Source organism: Streptomyces sp. enrichment culture (assembly GCF_964273145.1).
GTDB lineage: Bacteria > Actinomycetota > Actinomycetes > Streptomycetales > Streptomycetaceae > Streptomyces.
The window spans coordinates 1026164-1044275 of sequence record NZ_OZ186873.1 but is presented as its reverse complement, the minus strand read 5'-3'; the positions used below and the strand labels follow the sequence as shown (position 1 = coordinate 1044275).

Annotated in this window: 16 protein-coding genes; 13 read left to right on the top strand and 3 right to left on the bottom strand. The window is 72.5% G+C overall.

Going from position 1 to position 18112, the window contains the following annotated elements:
* Positions 1–154: 154 nt before the first annotated feature.
* Together ACSU6Z_RS04770 and ACSU6Z_RS04765 are read left to right on the top strand one after the other, a co-directional pair.
* Complete coding sequence (locus ACSU6Z_RS04770) at positions 155–2629, top strand: alpha-L-arabinofuranosidase C-terminal domain-containing protein (RefSeq protein ID WP_437043164.1); 2475 nt, start codon at positions 155–157, stop codon at positions 2627–2629.
* Positions 2630–2731: 102 nt separating this feature from the next.
* Positions 2732–3679, top strand: coding sequence for a hypothetical protein (locus ACSU6Z_RS04765; protein WP_437043162.1), 948 nt, complete (start codon positions 2732–2734; stop codon positions 3677–3679).
* 290 nt (positions 3680–3969) lie between these two features.
* Here the strand turns inward: ACSU6Z_RS04765 and ACSU6Z_RS04760 are convergent, their stop codons facing one another.
* Positions 3970–4575, bottom strand: coding sequence for a TetR/AcrR family transcriptional regulator (locus ACSU6Z_RS04760; RefSeq protein ID WP_437043160.1), 606 nt, complete (start codon positions 4573–4575; stop codon positions 3970–3972).
* A gap of 69 nt (positions 4576–4644) precedes the next feature.
* Here ACSU6Z_RS04760 and ACSU6Z_RS04755 point away from each other — a divergent pair, with 69 nt between their 5' ends.
* The 6 genes from ACSU6Z_RS04755 (at position 4645) to ACSU6Z_RS04730 (ending at position 10605) form a co-directional block, all read left to right on the top strand.
* Entirely contained in the window at positions 4645–5538 is an 894-nt protein-coding gene (locus ACSU6Z_RS04755) for an NADP-dependent oxidoreductase (RefSeq protein ID WP_437043158.1), read from the top strand.
* A gap of 230 nt (positions 5539–5768) precedes the next feature.
* Positions 5769–6797: an N-acetyl-gamma-glutamyl-phosphate reductase gene (argC, locus tag ACSU6Z_RS04750; protein WP_437043156.1), complete on the top strand. Its 1029-nt coding sequence runs from the start codon at positions 5769–5771 to the stop codon at positions 6795–6797.
* Positions 6794–7945, top strand: a complete 1152-nt coding sequence (gene argJ, locus ACSU6Z_RS04745; protein WP_437043154.1) for a bifunctional glutamate N-acetyltransferase/amino-acid acetyltransferase ArgJ — start codon at positions 6794–6796, stop codon at positions 7943–7945. Before argC ends, argJ begins: the two co-directional genes overlap by 4 nt.
* The gene (argB, locus tag ACSU6Z_RS04740; RefSeq protein ID WP_437043152.1) at positions 7942–8865 is read left to right on the top strand and encodes an acetylglutamate kinase; all 924 of its coding nucleotides are present in this window, start codon (positions 7942–7944) and stop codon (positions 8863–8865) included. Before argJ ends, argB begins: the two co-directional genes overlap by 4 nt.
* Entirely contained in the window at positions 8862–10058 is a 1197-nt protein-coding gene (locus tag ACSU6Z_RS04735; protein ID WP_437043150.1) for an acetylornithine transaminase, read from the top strand. The genes argB and ACSU6Z_RS04735 overlap by 4 nt, the downstream gene beginning before the upstream one ends.
* Positions 10059–10065: 7 nt before the next feature.
* A complete protein-coding gene (locus ACSU6Z_RS04730; RefSeq protein ID WP_044380253.1) occupies positions 10066–10605 on the top strand; it encodes an arginine repressor in 540 nt (179 codons plus the stop codon).
* 26 nt (positions 10606–10631) lie between these two features.
* Here ACSU6Z_RS04730 and ACSU6Z_RS04725 read toward each other — a convergent pair whose 3' ends face one another.
* Both ACSU6Z_RS04725 and ACSU6Z_RS04720 read right to left on the bottom strand, forming a co-directional pair.
* A complete protein-coding gene (locus ACSU6Z_RS04725) occupies positions 10632–11354 on the bottom strand; it encodes a L,D-transpeptidase family protein (protein WP_437043147.1) in 723 nt (240 codons plus the stop codon).
* A gap of 3 nt (positions 11355–11357) precedes the next feature.
* On the bottom strand, positions 11358–11945 hold the full coding sequence (locus ACSU6Z_RS04720; RefSeq protein WP_437043146.1) for a pyridoxamine 5'-phosphate oxidase family protein: 588 nt from the start codon (positions 11943–11945) through the stop codon (positions 11358–11360).
* A 149-nt stretch (positions 11946–12094) separates the two neighbouring features.
* On the opposite strand from ACSU6Z_RS04720, the gene ACSU6Z_RS04715 reads away from it, so the two are divergent.
* From ACSU6Z_RS04715 to ACSU6Z_RS04695, 5 genes are all read left to right on the top strand, one after another.
* On the top strand, positions 12095–13288 hold the full coding sequence (locus tag ACSU6Z_RS04715) for an argininosuccinate synthase (RefSeq protein WP_437021152.1): 1194 nt from the start codon (positions 12095–12097) through the stop codon (positions 13286–13288).
* A gap of 121 nt (positions 13289–13409) precedes the next feature.
* Positions 13410–14837 carry an argininosuccinate lyase gene (gene argH, locus ACSU6Z_RS04710; RefSeq protein WP_437043143.1) on the top strand — a complete coding sequence of 476 codons (1428 nt, stop codon included), beginning with the start codon at positions 13410–13412 and terminating at the stop codon, positions 14835–14837.
* 65 nt (positions 14838–14902) lie between these two features.
* A complete protein-coding gene (locus tag ACSU6Z_RS04705) occupies positions 14903–15874 on the top strand; it encodes an aldo/keto reductase (RefSeq protein WP_437043141.1) in 972 nt (323 codons plus the stop codon).
* Between the two features lie 133 nt (positions 15875–16007).
* The gene (locus ACSU6Z_RS04700; RefSeq protein WP_437043139.1) at positions 16008–16559 is read left to right on the top strand and encodes a TetR/AcrR family transcriptional regulator; all 552 of its coding nucleotides are present in this window, start codon (positions 16008–16010) and stop codon (positions 16557–16559) included.
* Positions 16556–18085, top strand: coding sequence for an MFS transporter (locus ACSU6Z_RS04695; RefSeq protein WP_437043137.1), 1530 nt, complete (start codon positions 16556–16558; stop codon positions 18083–18085). Before ACSU6Z_RS04700 ends, ACSU6Z_RS04695 begins: the two co-directional genes overlap by 4 nt.
* Positions 18086–18112 lie beyond the last annotated feature (27 nt).

The window sequence follows — 18112 nt, the reverse complement described above, 5'->3', positions numbered from 1 at the left end:
TTCCGTTCTCCCTCCGCCCCCGCCCGCGCCCGCGCGCACATCCGTTGGTGCGCGACCCATTGACGCCTGTGCGCCCCCTCCCTATCTTGCCGTTCGAAGTGCTGACCGACGTTTGATATATCGAACAACTCCTCCCTAGAGCCGCGGAGCACCCATGTCACGCACACGCTGGAGACTCGGTCTCGGCGTCACCGCCCTCCTGACGGCAACGGCCCTGCTGCCCGTCCCCGCGCACGCCGAGGACGTCACCGACTACACGATCACCGTCGATCCGGCCGCCCCGGGCGCGGCGATCGACGACACGATGTACGGCGTCTTCTTCGAGGACATCAACCGGGCCGCCGACGGCGGACTGTACGCCGAGCTGGTGCAGAACCGGTCCTTCGAGTACGCGCCCGCCGACAACGCCTCCTACACCCCGCTGACGTCCTGGACGGTCACCGGTACGGCCGAGGCCCGCAGCGACTCCGGCCGCCTCAACGAGCGCAACCGCACCTACCTCTCCCTCGGCGCCGGCTCCTCCGTCACCAACTCCGGCTACAACACCGGCATCCGCGTCGAGCGGGGCAAGAAGTACGACTTCTCGGTGTGGGCCCGCGCCGAGGGCGGCACCACCCTCGCCGTCACCCTCAAGGACGCCGCCGGCGCCCTGGCCACCGCCCGGCAGGTGGCCGTGAAGGGCGGCTGGGCCCGGTACGAGGCCACCTTCACCGCCACCCGCACCAGCAACCGCGGCCGGCTCGCCGTCGCCACCACGCAGGCCGCGGCCCTCGACATGGTCTCGCTCTTCCCCCGCGACACCTACAAGAACCAGCCCAACGGCCTGCGCAAGGACCTCGCCGAGAAGATCGAGGCCCTGCGTCCGGGCTTCCTCCGCTTCCCCGGCGGCTGCCTGGTCAACACCGGCTCCATGGAGGACTACAGCGAGGCCTCCGGCTGGCAGCGCAAGCGCGCCTACCAGTGGAAGGACACCATCGGCCCCGTCGAGCAGCGCGCCACCAACGCCAACTTCTGGGGCTACAACCAGAGCTACGGCCTCGGCTACTACGAGTACTTCCGCTTCGCCGAGGACATCGGCGCCATGCCGCTGCCCGTCGTCCCCGCCCTGGTGACCGGCTGCGGCCAGAACCGCGCCACCGACGACGAGGCGCTGCTGGAGCGGCACATCCAGGACACCCTCGACCTCATCGAGTTCGCCAACGGCCCGGCGACCTCCACCTGGGGCAAGGTCCGCGCCGAGATGGGCCACCCGAGGCCCTTCCACCTCACCCACATCGGCGTCGGCAACGAGGAGAACCTCCCGAACGAGTTCTTCGCCCGCTTCCAGAAGTTCCGCGCCGCCATCGAGGCGAAGCACCCGGACATCACCGTCGTCTCCAACTCCGGCCCCGACGACTCCGGCACGGTCTTCGACACCGCCTGGAAGCTCAACCGCGAGGGCGGGGTCGACATGGTCGACGAGCACTACTACAACAGCCCCCAGTGGTTCCTCCAGAACAACGACCGCTACGACTCCTACGACCGCAACGGCCCCAAGGTCTTCCTCGGCGAGTACGCCTCCCAGGGCAACGCCTGGAAGAACGCCCTCGCCGAGGCCGCGTTCATGACCGGCCTGGAGCGCAACGCGGACGTCGTCAAGCTCGCCTCCTACGCCCCGCTGCTCGCCAACGAGGACTACGTCCAGTGGCGGCCCGACATGATCTGGTTCAACAACCGCGCATCCTGGGGCTCGGCCAACTACGAGGTCCAGAAGCTGTTCATGAACAACACCGGCGACCGGGTCGTCCCGTCGAAGGCGTCCGGCACGCCGGACGTCAGCGGCCCCATCAGCGGCGCCGTGGGCCTGTCGACGTGGGCGACCAGCGCCGCCTACGACGACGTGAAGGTCACCGCCGCGGACGGCTCGACGCTGCTGAGCGACGACTTCTCCGGTGACGCCTCGAAGTGGAGGCACGTCGGCGGCGGCAGCTGGAGCGTCCAGGACGGCCGGTACGTCCAGACGGACGCCGCCGCCGAGAACACCCTGGTCACCGCCGGCGACCCGGCCTGGAAGGACTACGACCTGCACGTGAAGGCCACCAAGAGGTCCGGCAAGGAGGGCTTCCTCGTCGCCTTCGGCGTCAAGGACACCGGCAACTACTACTGGTGGAACCTCGGCGGCTGGAACAACACCCAGTCCGCCGTCGAGCAGGCCTCGGACGGCGGCAAGTCGACGCTGATCTCCAAGGCCGGGTCGATCGAGACGGGCCGCGCCTACGACATCGACATCAAGGTGCGGGGCCGCCAGGTCACCCTCTACCTCGACGGGCAGGAGTGGGGCCGCTTCACCGACGACAAGCCGGCCGAGCCGTTCCGCCAGGTCGTCACCCGCGACGCGCGGACCGGTGAGCTGATCGTCAAGGTCGTCAACGCCCAGGACGCGGCAGCCCGTACGGCGATCGACCTCGGCGGCGCGCGGACCGCCTCCCGGGCCAAGGTCACCACGCTGGCCGCCGACCAGGACGCGGTCAACACCGAGACGGACACGCCGGTCACCCCGGTGACCTCCACCTTCTCCGGGGTGGCGGACCGGTTCACGTACACCTTCCCGGCGAACTCGGTCACGTTCCTGCGGATCCCGCGGCGGTAACCGCAGTCCCCTCCCCGGCCGGCCGGGGAGGGGACTGCTCCCGTCGTCCCGGCGGACCACCGTACGGGGAACCGCGGCCGGCGACCCGGCGTGATCACGGGCATGACACGGGCGCAGCGGGCGGGAATCGCCATCGGCCATCTGGGAGCCGTCTGGGCGGCCGGCTGCGTCCTGGTCGCCGTCCAGGCGCAGGCGGTGCTCGCCACCCTCTTCGGCGGGGACCCGGTCGCCGCCGCCGGGGTCCTCGCCGTCATGGTCCTGCCGGCGGCGGCCGCGCTCGCGCCACTCGGCGCCGCCGCCCGCGCGGTCGTGCCGCTCGCCCGGCGCCCGCGCGGTCGGTGGGCCTGGGCGGCGGGCGTCCACGCGCTCGGTACGACCGGCGCGTCCGGGGTCGTCATGGTGTGGTTCGGGATCGGCCGCCCGGCCGCCTGGCCGCTGTTCCTCCTGGCCGGGGGCGGCTGCTACGCGCTGGCCGCCGCGATGTTCCTCCCTGGCGCCCGCGTCAGGGCGACCGCCCTCGGGACGGCGGTCGCCCTCGCGGCCGTGGGGGCGTACGCCGCCCGGGACGCCGCACGGCCGCCCACCCTCGACGCGTGGCTCACCGCCAATGACGTGGACCGTGCCCTGCTGCGGGTCGGCGACCCGCCGGCGGGTCACACGCCGAGCGTCCTGGGCGCGAGCGAGGACGGCTTCGGCGTCGACTACGTCCCGCTCCGCCCGGCGCGGGAACGGGACGGGGCGACCGCGCTCCTGCATCTGGGCGTGGCGCGCGCGGGCCACGACACCCGGCGCGCCGACGCGCGCGGCTGTCCCGTCCCGTACGGGGAGCCGGTCCGCTGCACGGACGACGGCGGGGGCCGCCTGCTCGTGTCCTACGGGGGCGATCACGAGCGCCGGGAGCTGCGGCTGAGCCGGGACGGCCTGGTGTACACCGTGTCCTTCCCGGGCACCCGCGCCGACCTGCCCGCGGCCCGGCACGTCCTGTCGACGCTGCGGCCCGCGACCGACGCCGAGCTGGCGGCCCTGGTGCGGCTGCCGATGCGCCGCTGAGGCCCGGGAGGGCCTTTCGGGTGCGACGAGGACCGACAGGTGGCCGCGCAACGTCCAGCAGCCGGTGCTCAGCGGCTTGCGAAGAAGTGTTGCCGGCCCCGGTGACGGGCGGTGGGCGGCTCCAAAGGGCCTCGGCCGGTTGTGCTCATGGGGTCCGGCCGCAGCCCGACCGCCGGCAGGACTGTGCGGCCATGGGGGCGCCGGTAGGGAACGATCGGGGTCGGTTCGCGCGCTGATCCGCTCTGCCGCCGGGGTCCGGCGAAACGGCGCCGGGCGGAGTCGGGTACTGATTACGGTCCGGCCGTGCCGGTGGAGTCAGCGGAGGGGGAGGTGACCTCCCAGGCCGCTTCGATCATCCGGAAGATCTCGTCCACCGCGGCCTTCGGATCGGCCGCCTCACGGGCCAGCGAATAGGCGTCGATCACGAACCTCGCGATCGCCCGGCAGGCCGTTGTGGTCCGTGACAGGTCGAGGTCGGCGGCGACGGCCGTTGCCAGGGACTCCGCGTGGCGCAGTCTCATCGACTCCTCGTACTTCCGCAGGGCGGGTGATGCGTCGATCATGCGCCGGATCGGGGCGGCGCTGTCCGCCGTGCAGTGGCGCACCAGGGCCTGGATCTCGCGGCGCAGCGCGGGGATGAGCGGCTCGTGCGGCGCCCGGTCGGCGACCGCCCGCGTGAGGCGTTGCTCGAAGTCCTCGTCCTGCTCGAAGACCAGGGCCTCTTTCGAGGCGAAGTGGGAGAAGAGCGTGGTGACGGCCACGTCGGCCTCGGCAGCCACGTCACGGATGCCCACCGCGTCGTACCCGCGTTCCAGGAAGAGCCGCAGGGCGGCGTCAGCGATCCTCTGACGGGTCACGGCCTTCTTGCGCTCACGGCGTCCGGTCGGCATGGTCATGCCTTCACGCTATCAGGTGCAAATTCATAACCGATTCAAAAAGCTACCCGTTAGTGTTACGGTCGCCGCATGAAGAAGGTGAGCTTCGCCAGGTTCGGCGGTCCGGACGTCCTGCAGCTCGTAGACGCCGAGGAGCCCCATGCGGGCCCCGGCCGGATACGCATCGCCGTGCGGGCGGCGGGCGTGAACCCCGTCGACTGGAGGATCCGCGAGGGCCAGGTCCTGGGGGCCCACCCGGTCGAGTTGCCCTCCGGAGTCGGGCTGGACGCCTCCGGGGTGGTGGACGAGGTCGGCGAGGGCGTCGAAGGGGTCAGGGTCGGCGACCACGTGTTCGGCGAAGGTGCGAGCACGTATGCCGAGTTCGCCGTGTTGTCGGCCTGGGCCCGCATGCCCGAGGGGCTGACCTTCGAAGAGGCGGCCGGGTATCCCTCCGTGGTGGAGACCGCGCTGCGCGTCATCCGCGAGGCCGGTGTGCGGCCCGGGCAGACTCTGCTGGTCAGCGGTGCGTCCGGGGGAGTCGGATCGGCGGTGCTGCAGATCGCCCGTGACCGCGGCATCACGGTGATCGGCACGGCCGGGGCCGCGAACCAGGACTACCTGCGGAGCTTGGGTGCCGCCGCAACGACGTACGGCGAGGGCTGGGTCGAGCGGGTGCGGGACCTCGGTCATGTCGACGCGGCCCTCGACCTGGCCGGCTCGGGCGTGATCCGCGAGCTCGTCGAACTGACCGGAGATGCGCGGAAGGTGATCTCCATTGCCGATCTCGACGCGCCGGAGTCCGGTGTCCGATTCTCCGGCACGGCCGGGAGCGTGCCGGAGGCGCTCGCCGAGGCCGTCGACCTCATCTCGAGGGGAAAGCTCCACATCCCGGTCGAGAAGTCGTACGCGCTCGCCGAGGCCGCGGCGGCGCACATCGACAGCCGGGCCGGTCACGCGCGCGGGCGCCGGGTTCTGGTCGTCTGAAACCGGCCGTGCGCCGCCCTCGAGCGGAGAGCGAGGGCGACGCCGGCCAGGATCTCGCCGGTCCGCCGGTCCGCCGGTCCGCCGGGAGGCGGCGGGCCGGCGGACCGGCGGACCGGCGATCGATCGGAAGGACCGGCTGCGGATCGCCGCACCGGGACGGACGACCCTCCACGGTATTGCATAAACGTGCAACGAAACGTATAGTCATGCCATCCAGGAGGAGGGTTTCCATGGTGGTACGAGCGGCAGTGGCCGGAGCGAGCGGATACGCGGGCGGAGAGCTGCTGCGCCTGCTCCTGGCCCACCCCGAGGTCGAGATCGGGGCCCTGACCGGCAACTCCAACGCGGGGCAGCGGCTGGGCGCGCTCCAGCCGCACCTGCCGCCGCTGGCCGGACGGGTACTGGAGCCGACCACCCCCGAGGCCCTCGCCGGACACGACGTCGTCTTCCTGGCGCTGCCGCACGGCCGGTCCGCCGCCGTCGCCGAGCAGCTCGGCCCGGACGTGCTGGTCGTCGACATGGGAGCCGACTTCCGGCTGAAGGACGCGGCCGACTGGGAGAAGTTCTACGGCTCCCCGCACGCCGGCACCTGGCCCTACGGCCTTCCCGAACTGCCGGGCGGCCGCGCCGCGCTGGAGGGGTCCAAGCGCATCGCGGTGCCCGGCTGCTACCCGACCGCCGTCTCCCTCGCCCTCTTCCCGGCCTACGCGGCGGGCCTGGCCGAGGCCGAGGCGGTGATCGTCGCCGCGTCCGGCACCTCCGGCGCGGGCAAGGCGCCCAAACCCCACCTGCTGGGCAGCGAGGTCATGGGCTCGATGTCGCCGTACGGCGTCGGCGGCACCCACCGGCACACCCCGGAGATGGTCCAGAACCTCTCCGCGGCGGCCGGCGAGCCCGTCTCCGTGTCGTTCACGCCGACCCTCGCGCCGATGCCCCGCGGCATCCTCGCCACGTGCAGCGCCAAGGCGCGCGACGGCGTCACCGCGGACTCCGTGCGCGCCGCGTACGAGAAGGCCTTCGCCGACGAGCCCTTCGTCCACCTGCTCCCCGAGGGGCAGTGGCCGGCCACCGCGTCCGTGTACGGTTCCAACGCCGTTCAGGTGCAGGTCGCCCACGACGCGGCCGCGGGCCGCATCATCGCCGTCAGCGCCATCGACAACCTGACCAAGGGCACCGCGGGTGGTGCCGTCCAGAGCATGAACATCGCCCTCGGCCTCCCCGAGGAGCTCGGACTTTCCACGATCGGAGTCGCACCGTGAGCGTCACGGCAGCACAGGGGTTCCGGGCGGCGGGCATCGCCGCCGGGATCAAGGAGAACGGCAACCCGGACCTGGCCCTCGTGGTCAACGACGGGCCGCGCCGCGCCGCCGCGGGCGTCTTCACCTCCAACCGCGTCAAGGCCGCGCCCGTCCTGTGGTCCGAGCAGGTGCTCAAGGGCGGGCAGCTCGCGGCCGTCGTCCTCAACTCCGGCGGCGCCAACGCCTGCACCGGCCCGAAGGGCTTCCAGGACACCCACGCCACCGCCGAGAAGGCCGCCGAGGTGCTCGGCTGCGGCGCCGGTGAGGTCGCCGTCTGCTCCACCGGCCTCATCGGCGTCCCGCTGCCGATGGACAAGCTGCTGCCTGGCGTCGAGACCGCCGCCGCCCGGCTGTCCGAGCACGGCGGCGAGAAGGCCGCCATCGCCATCAAGACCACCGACACCGTCCACAAGACGTCCGTGGTGACCGGGGACGGCTGGACCGTCGGCGGCATGGCCAAGGGCGCCGGCATGCTCGCGCCGGGCCTGGCCACCATGCTGGTCGTCCTCACCACCGACGCCGACCTCGACAGCGCCACCCTCGACAAGGCGCTGCGCGCCGCCACCAGGGTCACCTTCGACCGCCTCGACTCCGACGGCTGCATGTCCACCAACGACACCGTGCTGCTGCTGGCCTCCGGCGCCTCCGGGACCACCCCCGAGTACGCCGGGTTCGCCGAGGCCGTGCGGGCCGTCTGCGAGGACCTGGGCCGGCAGCTCATCGGCGACGCCGAGGGCGCCAGCAAGGACATCAGGGTCGAGGTGGTGGGCGCCGCGACCGAGGAGGACGCGGTGGAGGTGGGCCGCTCCATCGCCCGCAACAACCTCCTCAAGTGCGCCATCCACGGCGAGGACCCCAACTGGGGCCGCGTCCTCTCCGCGATCGGCACCACGAAGGCCGCCTTCGAGCCGGACCGGCTCAACGTCGCCATCAACGGCGTCTGGGTCTGCAAGAACGGCTCCGTCGGCGAGGACCGCGACAAGGTCGACATGCGCTACCGCGAGGTCCACATCGTCGCCGACCTCGCCGCCGGCACCGAGACCGCCACCATCTGGACCAACGACCTCACCGCCGACTACGTCCACGAGAACAGCGCCTACTCCTCATGAGCAACGGAACGACGCGCAAGCACACCGCGCTCCCCAAGGCCCGCATCCTCATCGAGGCGCTGCCCTGGCTGACCCGCCACCGCGGCAAGACCGTCGTCATCAAGTTCGGCGGCAACGCCATGGTGGACGAGGACCTGAAGGCCGCCTTCGCCCAGGACGTCGTCTTCCTGCATCACGCGGGCCTCAGACCGGTCGTCGTGCACGGCGGCGGCCCCCAGATCAGCGCCGCGCTCGACAGGCACGGCATCGTCAGCGAGTTCAAGGCGGGCCTGCGCGTCACCACCGAGGACGCCATGGACGTCGTACGGATGGTGCTGGCCGGGCAGGTGCAGCGGGAGCTGGTCGGGCTGCTCAACCGGCACGGCCCCCTCGCCGTCGGCCTCACCGGCGAGGACGCGCACACCATGACCGCCGTCAAGCACCGGCCCGAGATCGACGGCGAGCACGTCGACATCGGGCGGGTCGGCGAAATCACCGAGATCGACACCGGCGCGATCGAGGCGCTGCTGGCCGACGGCCGCATCCCGGTCGTCTCCTCGATCGCCCGCTCCCAGGACGACCACCATGTCTACAACGTCAATGCTGATACGGCGGCTGCGGCACTCGCTGCGGCACTGGGCGCCGAGACCCTCATGGTCCTCACCGACGTCGAGGGCCTCTACGAGGACTGGCCGGACTCCGACGAGGTGATCAGCCGCCTCACCGCGTCCCAGCTGGAGAAACTCCTGCCGGAGCTGTCCAGCGGCATGGTCCCGAAGATGGAGGGCTGCCTGCACGCCGTACGCAACGGCGTGCACACCGCCCGCGTCATCGACGGCCGGGTCCAGCACTCGATCCTGCTGGAGATCTTCACCGACGAGGGCATCGGCACCATGGTCGTGCCCGACGACAGCGATCAGAGCGCTCAGGGGGAGTCGTGAGCAACCGGGAACTGACCGCGCGGTGGCAGAACGCGCTCATGAACAACTACGGCACCCCGCGGCTGCCCCTCGTCCGCGGCGAGGGCGTGCGGCTGTGGGACGCCGACGGCAAGGAGTACCTCGACTTCGTCGGCGGCATCGCGGTCAACGCCCTCGGCCACGCCCACCCGGCGGTCGTGGAAGCCGTCAGCCGGCAGATCGCCTCCCTCGGCCACGTCTCCAACCTCTTCGTCGCCGAACCGCCCGTCGCCCTCGCCGAACGGCTGCTCCAGCTCTTCGGCCGCGGCGGCAAGGTGTTCTTCTGCAACTCCGGCGCCGAGGCCAACGAGGGCGCCTTCAAGATCGGCCGGCTGACCGGGCGGACCCACATGGTCGCCACCCACGGCGGCTTCCACGGCCGCACCATGGGCGCCCTCGCGCTCACCGGCCAGCCCGCCAAGCAGGAGCCCTTCCTGCCGCTGCCCGGCGACGTCACCCACGTGCCCTACGGCGACGCCCAGGCGCTGGCCGCCGCGGTCACCGAGGAGACGGCCCTCGTCGTCATCGAGCCCGTCCAGGGCGAGAACGGCGTCGTCGTCCCGCCCCCCGGCTACCTCAAGGCGGTCCGCGCCATCACCGCCGCCACCGGGTCCCTGCTGGTGCTGGACGAGGTGCAGACCGGCATCGGACGGACCGGGACCTGGTTCGAGTACCAGGCCCACGAGGGCGTCCTGCCCGACGTCGTCACCCTCGCCAAGGGCCTGGGCGGCGGACTTCCGCTCGGCGCCACCGTCGCCTTCGGCCGCGCCGCCGAGCTGCTCGGGCCGGGCCAGCACGGCACCACCTTCGGCGGCAACCCGGTCGCCTGCGCCGCAGGCCTCGCCGTCCTCGACACCATCGCCCGCGAAGGGCTGCTGGACAACGTCAAGCGGCAGGGCGAGAAGCTGCGCGGCGGGATCGAGGCGCTGGGCCACCCCCTGGTCGCCCACGTCCGGGGCGCCGGCCTGCTCCTGGGTATCGTGCTCACCGAGCCGCTCGCGCCGCAGGTGCAGCAGGCGGCCCAGGACGCCGGGATCCTCGTGAACGCGCCCGCACCCGATGTCGTACGGCTGATGCCGCCGCTGAACCTCGGCGACGATGCGGTGGGCGCCTTCCTCGGGGCGCTCCCCGGCATCCTGGACGAAGCCCACGGGGACGGACGATCCGGAGAATGAGACGACGATGAGCCAGGCGCAGGACCACGGACAGCACCCCGGGCCTGCCGTGCCGCAGACCCGCACCGCACGCCACCGCCGGATCGTGGACATCCTCAACCGGCAGCCGGTGCGCTCCCAGAGCCAGTTGGCGAAACTGCTCGCCGACGACGGGCTGAGCGTCACGCAGGCGACGCTCTCCCGGGACCTGGACGAGCTGAACGCGGTGAAGATCCGCAACACCGACGGCGACCTCATCTACGCGGTCCCGAGCGAGGGCGGCTTCCGCACCCCGCGCGCACCGCTGGGGGAGTCGGCCAAGGAGGAGCGGATGCGGCGGCTCTCCCAGGAACTGCTGATCTCCGCGGAGGCGTCCGCGAACCTCGTGGTCCTGCGCACCCCGCCGGGGGCGGCGCAGTTCCTGGCCTCGGCCATCGACCAGGCGGAACTGCACGACATCCTCGGGACGATCGCCGGCGACGACACGCTGCTGCTGATCAGCCGGAACCCGGACGGGGGCCAGGCGCTGGCGGACCATCTGCTGCGGCTGGCGCAGAACGGCGGCTGACCCTCCCGCGCGCCGCCCCCCCCGCCTCAGTACCGCGTGATCGCCGTCGCCCCGCCCGACGTGCCGACGGCGAGGTGCGGCCGGGCCGCCGGGTCCGCCCAGGCCAGGATCCGGCGCATCGCCCCCGCCGGCACCGACACGCACCCCGCCGTCGCGCCCCGCCCGTTCACGTGCAGGAAGATGCCCGCGCCGCGCCCGCGCACCGGACGGTCGTAGTTGAAGCCGACGACGAGCGCGTGCGCGTACCGCGCGCCGTACGTGACGAGGTGCTCGGCCTCGGCGGCGGCGCAGTCGGCCGGGCGGGGCTCGGTCCAGCGGTTGTAGGAGCGGGAGCCGTTGTCCTGGCACCACCAGGAGTCCCGCCGCACCGGGCGGTAGGGGTACTCCGTGCCGCGCGGCGCCGGCTCGGTGCCGAAGGCGTAGGGCAGGCCGTACAGCCCGGTGGGCGTGGTGTTCGTGCCCTGCCGGCGTGCGGCGCCCTCCACCAGCCCCTTCGCCCCGAAGCGGGCGGGCGCGGAACCGGCCCTCACCCACCGCCCGCCCCGGCGGTCCCACCAGGTGACCGTGCCCGTCGTCGAACCGGTCCGCGGGGCGACGGCGGTGATCAGCTGACGGCCGCCGCCGGTGTCGGCCATCCGCTCCGGCAAGGGCCCCGCCGGCGGCCCGCCGGCGGGTGCGGCACCGAGCGCGAGGAGGGACGCGGAAACGAGGAGGGCGACGACGGCGACGCCGGGGCGTGCGGGGCGCATGGGTCAGACCGTAGACGGGGGCAGCGGCAACGGCAGCCCGGGAAGTCCGTCCAGGCTGGTCGCTATGTGCTCCTTCTTGGCGAAGTAGGCGCTGAGCGAGGCGTCGTCCTCGCGGGCGAAGCGCCTGCCGTGCAGGTCGCGGTCGTCCTCGTACGTCATGAGGGGGACCGCGTACCCGCAGGAGTCGCGGATCAGCCCGGCCGTCACGACGACGATCGCGCGCAGGCCGTGCGGGGCGGGGTCGATGTCCGGGAAGCGGGCGAGCAGTTCCCCGAAGCGCGGGTCGTCCCTGAGGACCGCCTCGCCGCGGCCGTGCACGCGGACGATGTTCGGCGGGCCCTGGAACGCGCACCACATCAAGGTGATCCGGCCGTTCTCCCGCAGGTGGGCGATGGTCTCGGCGGTGGAGCCGGCGAAGTCGAGGTAGGCCACCGTGCGGTCGTCGAGCACCACGAAGGAACCCTTGAGCCCTTTGGGGGAGAGGTTGACCGTGCCGTCGGCGCCCAGGGGCGCCGTGGCGGTGAAAAAGAGCGGCTGGGACTCGATGAAGGCGCGGAGCCGACCGTCGATGCGGTCGTAGGTCTTTCCCATGGCCGCCATGATGGGCCCTTTTATTTCGCATGTCTAAGGAATTTCCCCGTCCGCTTCCGGTCCGGCGGGTCCTGGCGGGACGGATTGACGAATCATGCGGACTCCTGCATACTCATGCATATCAGCGAATGCACTGTGAGGAGAACCCCGTGACCGAGCGCGTCGTACTCGCCTACTCCGGCGGTCTGGACACCTCCGTCGCCATCGGCTGGATCGCCGAGGAGACGGGCGCCGAGGTCATCGCCGTTGCGGTCGACGTCGGCCAGGGCGGCGAGGACCTGGACGTCATCCGCAAGCGCGCGCTCGCCTGCGGCGCCGTCGAGGCCGAGGTCGCGGACGCCAGGGACGAGTTCGCCGACGAGTACTGCCTCCCGGCGATCAAGGCCAACGCCCTGTACATGGACCGCTACCCGCTGGTCTCCGCCCTGTCCCGCCCGGTGATCGTCAAGCACCTGGTCGCCGCCGCCCAGAAGCACGGCGCCACCACGGTCGCCCACGGCTGCACCGGCAAGGGCAACGACCAGGTCCGCTTCGAGGCCGGCATCGTCGCCCTCGCCCCCGACCTGAAGTGCATCGCCCCGGTCCGCGACTACGCCATGACCCGCGACAAGGCCATCGCCTTCTGCGAGGAGAAGGGCCTGCCGATCGCGACCACCAAGAAGTCCCCGTACTCCATCGACCAGAACGTCTTCGGCCGGGCCATCGAGACCGGCTTCCTGGAGGACATCTGGAACGCGCCGATCGAGGACATCTACGACTACACCCAGAACCCGGCCCTCCCGCGCGAGGCCGACGAGGTGGTCATCACCTTCGAACAGGGTGTCCCGGTCGCCATCGATGGCAAGCCCGTCACCGTGCTCCAGGCCATCCAGCAGCTCAACGAGCGCGCCGGCGCCCAGGGCGTGGGCCGGATCGACATGGTGGAGGACCGCCTCGTCGGCATCAAGTCCCGCGAGGTGTACGAGGCGCCGGGCGCGATCGCCCTGATCACCGCCCACCAGGAGCTGGAGAACGTCACCGTCGAGCGCGAACTGGCCCGCTACAAGCGCCAGGTCGAGCAGCGCTGGAGCGAGCTGGTCTACGACGGCCTGTGGTTCTCCCCGCTCAAGCGCGCCCTGGACGGCTTCGTCAACGAGGCCAACCAGCACGTCTCCGGTGACATCCGGATGACCCTGCACGGCGGTCGCGCGGTGGTCACCGGCCGGCGCTCGCAGTCGTCGCTGTACGACTTCAACCTCGCCACCTACGACACCGGCGACACCTTCGACCAGGCCGCGGCCAAGGGCTTCATCGACATCTACAGCCTGTCGGCGAAGATCGCCGCCAAGCGGGACCTGGCGTAGGCGCCCGGCCGTCCCTCACACGCACGAGCCTGCCGCCGCCTCCTCACTCACGGATCACTCACGGGTGGGGAGGCGGCGGCACATCCAGACCTCCCGCAGACCCTCCCGAGGAGCAACGCAAGTGAGCAGCAACAGCGGTGACGTACGGCTCTGGGGCGGCCGTTTCGCCGACGGACCCGCCGAGGCCCTGGCGAAGCTGTCCGCCTCCGTCCACTTCGACTGGCGGCTGGCCCCCTACGACATCGCCGGCTCCCGCGCGCACGCGTGCGTGCTGCACAAGGCGGGTCTCCTCACCGAGGACGAGCTGAACCGGATGATCGCCGGGCTGGACCGGCTGGAAGCGGACGTGGCCTCCGGCGACTTCGTCGGGACGGTGGCCGACGAGGACGTCCACACCGCGCTGGAGCGCGGTCTCCTGGAGCGGCTCGGCCCCGACCTCGGCGGCAAGCTCCGCGCGGGCCGGTCCCGCAACGACCAGGTGGCCACCCTCTTCCGCATGTACCTGCGCGACCACGCCCGGATCATCGGCGGCCTGATCGCCGACCTGCAGGACGCGCTGATCGGACTCGCCGAGGCCCACCCGGACGTGGCCATGCCGGGCCGCACCCACCTCCAGCACGCCCAGCCGGTGCTGTTCGCCCACCACGTCCTCGCCCACGTCCAGGCCCTGTCCCGGGACGCCGAGCGGCTGCGCCAGTGGGACGAGCGCACGGCCGTGTCGCCGTACGGCTCGGGCGCGCTGGCCGGTTCCTCCCTCGGCCTGGACCCGGAGGCGGTCGCCGCGGACCTCGGCTTCGAGCGCGGCAGCGCCGGAAACTCCATCGACGGCACGGCCTCGCGCGACTTCGCCGCCGAGTTCGCCTTCGTCACCGCGATGATCGGCGTGAACCTCTCCCGGATCGCCGAGGAGGTCATCATCTGGAACACGAAGGAGTTCTCCTTCGTGACCCTGCACGACGCCTTCTCCACCGGCTCGTCGATCATGCCGCAGAAGAAGAACCCGGACATCGCCGAGCTGGCGCGCGGCAAGTCCGGCCGCCTCATCGGCAACCTGACCGGCCTGATGGCGACGCTGAAGGCGCTGCCGCTCGCCTACAACCGCGACCTGCAGGAGGACAAGGAGCCGGTCTTCGACTCCATCGACCAGCTGGAGGTCCTGCTGCCGGCGTTCACCGGCATGATGGCCACGCTCACCGTCCACCGCGAGCGGATGGAGGAGCTGGCGCCGGCCGGGTTCTCGCTCGCCACGGACATCGCCGAGTGGCTGGTCAAGCAGGGCGTGCCCTTCCGGGTCGCGCACGAGGTCGCCGGCGAGTGCGTGAAGGTCGCCGAAGCCGAGGGCAAGGAGCTGGACGACCTCACCGACGAGCAGTTCGCCGCGATCTCCGCCCACCTCACCCCCGAGGTCCGTTCCGTCCTCAACGTCCCCGGTGCCCTGGCCTCCCGCGGCGGGCGCGGCGGTACGGCGCCCGGCGCGGTCGCCGTCCAGCTCGCCGAGGTCAAGGCCGACGTGGCGGCGCAGCACGCATGGGCGGGCGCCCGGAAGTGACCTGAGGGCGTCGCGGGTTACGTTGGTCCCAGCCGCACGGAGCAGCCGACCGAACGGAGCCCGCGATGCCCTTCGCCCGCCTCACCGCAGCGACGACCCCCACCTGCCACCTCGGCCTGGGACTCGCCGCCGTCGGCCGGCCCGGCTACATCAACCTCGGCCGCGAGCGCGACCTCCCGGCCGAGCGCAGCGTGGAGGCGCTGCGGACGCGCACCCACGACCTCCTCGACGCCGCCTACGCGCAGGGCGTCCGGTACGTCGACGCCGCCCGCTCCTACGGCCGCTCCGAGGAGTTCCTCTCCGAGTGGCTGCGCACCCGCCCCGAGGCCACCGACATGGTGATCGGCAGCAAGTGGGGCTACACCTACACCGCCGGCTGGTCCACCGAAGCCGAGCGGCACGAGATCAAGGACCACAGCGTCGCCGCGTATGCACGCCAGCGCGCCGAGACCGACGCCCTGCTCGGCGACCGGCTCGACCTCTACCAGATCCACTCGGTGACCCCGGACAGCCCCGCCCTCACCGACAAGGAGCTGCACGCCCGCCTGGCCGAGGCCGCGGCCCAGGGCGTCACCGTCGGCTTCTCCACCAGCGGCCCGGACCAGGCCGGCGCCATCCGCGCCGCGCTCGCCGTGACGGTCGACGGCGAGCCCCTCTTCCGTACCGTCCAGTCGACGTACAACGTGCTGGAGACCTCCGCCGGTCCCGCGCTCGCCGAGGCGCACGACGCCGGGCTGACGGTGATCGTCAAGGAGGGCATGGCCAACGGGCGGCTCGCCGGACCGGACGCGCCGGCCGCCCTGAGGGCCGTGGCCGAGGAGACCGCCGTGGGCTGCGACGCCGTCGCCCTCGCCGCGATCCTGCGGCAGCCCTGGGCCGGAGTCGTCCTCTCCGGCGCCGCGACCACCGCGCAGCTCGCCTCCAACCTGCACGCCGCCGCCGTCGACCTGGACGACGACCGGCTCGCCCGGCTGGCGGACCTGGCCGAGGACCCCCGCGCGTACTGGCAGCGGCGCGGGCGGTTGCCCTGGCACTGACCCGGCCCGCCCGGTTCGACCCGGGCCGGTCCGTGGGTCCGGACGGCGTCCGCTGTTCCCGCTCTGACCAGCTACATGAGGCACGCATGCCTGCAATGAGGCATCAATGTCTCACATGGTCTATGGTTGTCTCATGGCTGTCGACCGTGACCATGTGCTGCGCAGTGCCGCGGCCCTGCTGACCCGCAAATCCACCGCGACCATGGACGAGGTCGCCAAGGCCGCCGGGATCAGCCGGGCCACGCTGCACCGCCACTTCGCCGGACGTGACGCGCTGGTGCGCGCGCTGGAGGCGCTGTGCATCGCCGAGTGCGAGGCCGCGCTGGACCGGGCCCGGCTGGACGAGGGCGGCGCGGGCGACGCCGTGCGGCGGCTGGTGCGCGAGATCGAGCCCGTCGCCGGACTGCTGGCCTTCCTCTACACCGAGAGCCAGCTCTTCGAGGGCGGCGCGCAGCACGAGGGCTGGACCCGGCTCGACGCGCGCATGGCCGAGATGTTCCGGCGGGGCCAGCGCGGCGGCGAGTTCCGCATCGACCTCACCCCGGCCTGGCTCACGGAGGCCCTCTACGGCCTGATCGCCTCGGGCGCCTGGGCCGTACTGGACGGCCGGGTGGCCGCCAAGGACTTCCCCTTCATGATCGTCGAGCTGCTGCTCGGCGGTGCGGCGCGGAGGGAGGAATCATGACCGGCACCCTGCAGCCGGCCCGCGCGGCACAGGTGGAGCGACCGGGCCGCTGGCTCGCCCTCGCCGTCCTCGTGCCGGCCGTGCTGCTGGTGGCCGTCGACGCGACCGTCCTCGGTCTCGCGACCCCCTACATCAGTGAAGACCTCAAGCCCTCCGGCACCCAGCTCCTGTGGATCGGCGACATCTACTCGTTCGTCATCGCCGGACTGCTCGTCTCCATGGGCAGCCTCGGCGACCGCGCCGGCCGCAAGCGGATCCTGCTCGTCGGCGCCACGGCGTTCGGTGCGATCTCCGTCCTGAACGCCTACGCGACCACGCCGGAGCTGATGATCCTGGCGCGGGCCCTGCTCGGCGTCGCGGGCGCCACCCTGATGCCCGCCACCCTCGCCCTGATCCGCAACCTCTTCCACGACCCCCGCGAGCGCAGTCTCGCCGTCGGCGTCTGGGGCGCCACCGCCTCCGCCGGTACGGCGGTCGGGCCCATCGCCGGCGGTTTCCTGCTGGAGCACTTCTGGTGGGGCTCGGTCTTCCTGATCAACCTGCCGGTGATGGCCGTCCTCGTCCTGGTCGGGATCAAGCTGCTGCCGGAGTCCCGCGACCCCGGTCCCGGCCCGTGGGATCCGCTCAGCGTCGTGCTCTCCCTGGTCGGCATGGTCGGTGTGGTCTACGCCGTCAAGGAGACCGCCGCGCACGGCTTCGGCTGGGGCACGCTCGCCGCGGGCGTGCCGGGCACCGCCGCGCTGGCCGGGTTCGTACGCCGTCAGCTCGCCCTGCCGGCCCCGCTGCTGGACATGCGGCTGTTCCGCAACCGCGGCTTCAGCGGCGCCGTACTGGCCGACCTGCTGACCGTCCTGGGCCTGTCCGGCCTGGTGTTCTTCCTCTCCCAGTACCTGCAACTCGTGCAGGGCAGGCGGCCGTTCGAAGCGGGGCTGGCCGAACTGCCCGCCGCCGTCGGCGCGGTGGCGGCCGGTCTGGTCGCGGGCCGCGCGGCCCGGCGCTTCTCGGTGCGGGCCGTGGTCTGCGGCGGACTCGCCGCGGTCGGCGCGGCGCTCGCCGTGCTGACCGTCATCGACCGGTCCACCGGCTACCCGCTGCTCGGCGCGGCGCTGCTGGTCGTCGGCGCCGGCGCCGGGTTCTCGTTCACCGTGACCGCCGACGTGATCCTCTCCGGCGTGCCCAAGGAGCAGGCGGGCGCCGCCTCCGCGGTCTCCGAGACGGCGTACGAACTCGGCGCGGCCCTCGGCATCGCCGTGCTCGGCTCCATCGTCACCGGGGTGTACCGGGACTTCACGGGCCCGGCGGGCACCCCGGCCGCGGCACACGAGTCGCTGGGCGGTGCCGTGGAGGCGGCCGCCCGCCTGCCCGCCCCCACGGCGTCGGCGATGCTGGACGCGGCCCGGCAGTCCTTCGTCGACGGCCTCTCCCTCGCGGCGGGCGCCGGCGCGGTGGTCCTGCTGGCGGCGTCCGTGGCGGCCTGGTTCCTGCTGCGCGGACAGAAGCTGGAGGACGGCGCCGGGCACGGGTAGCCGCGGGCCCGCCCCGGCTTCCCGCCC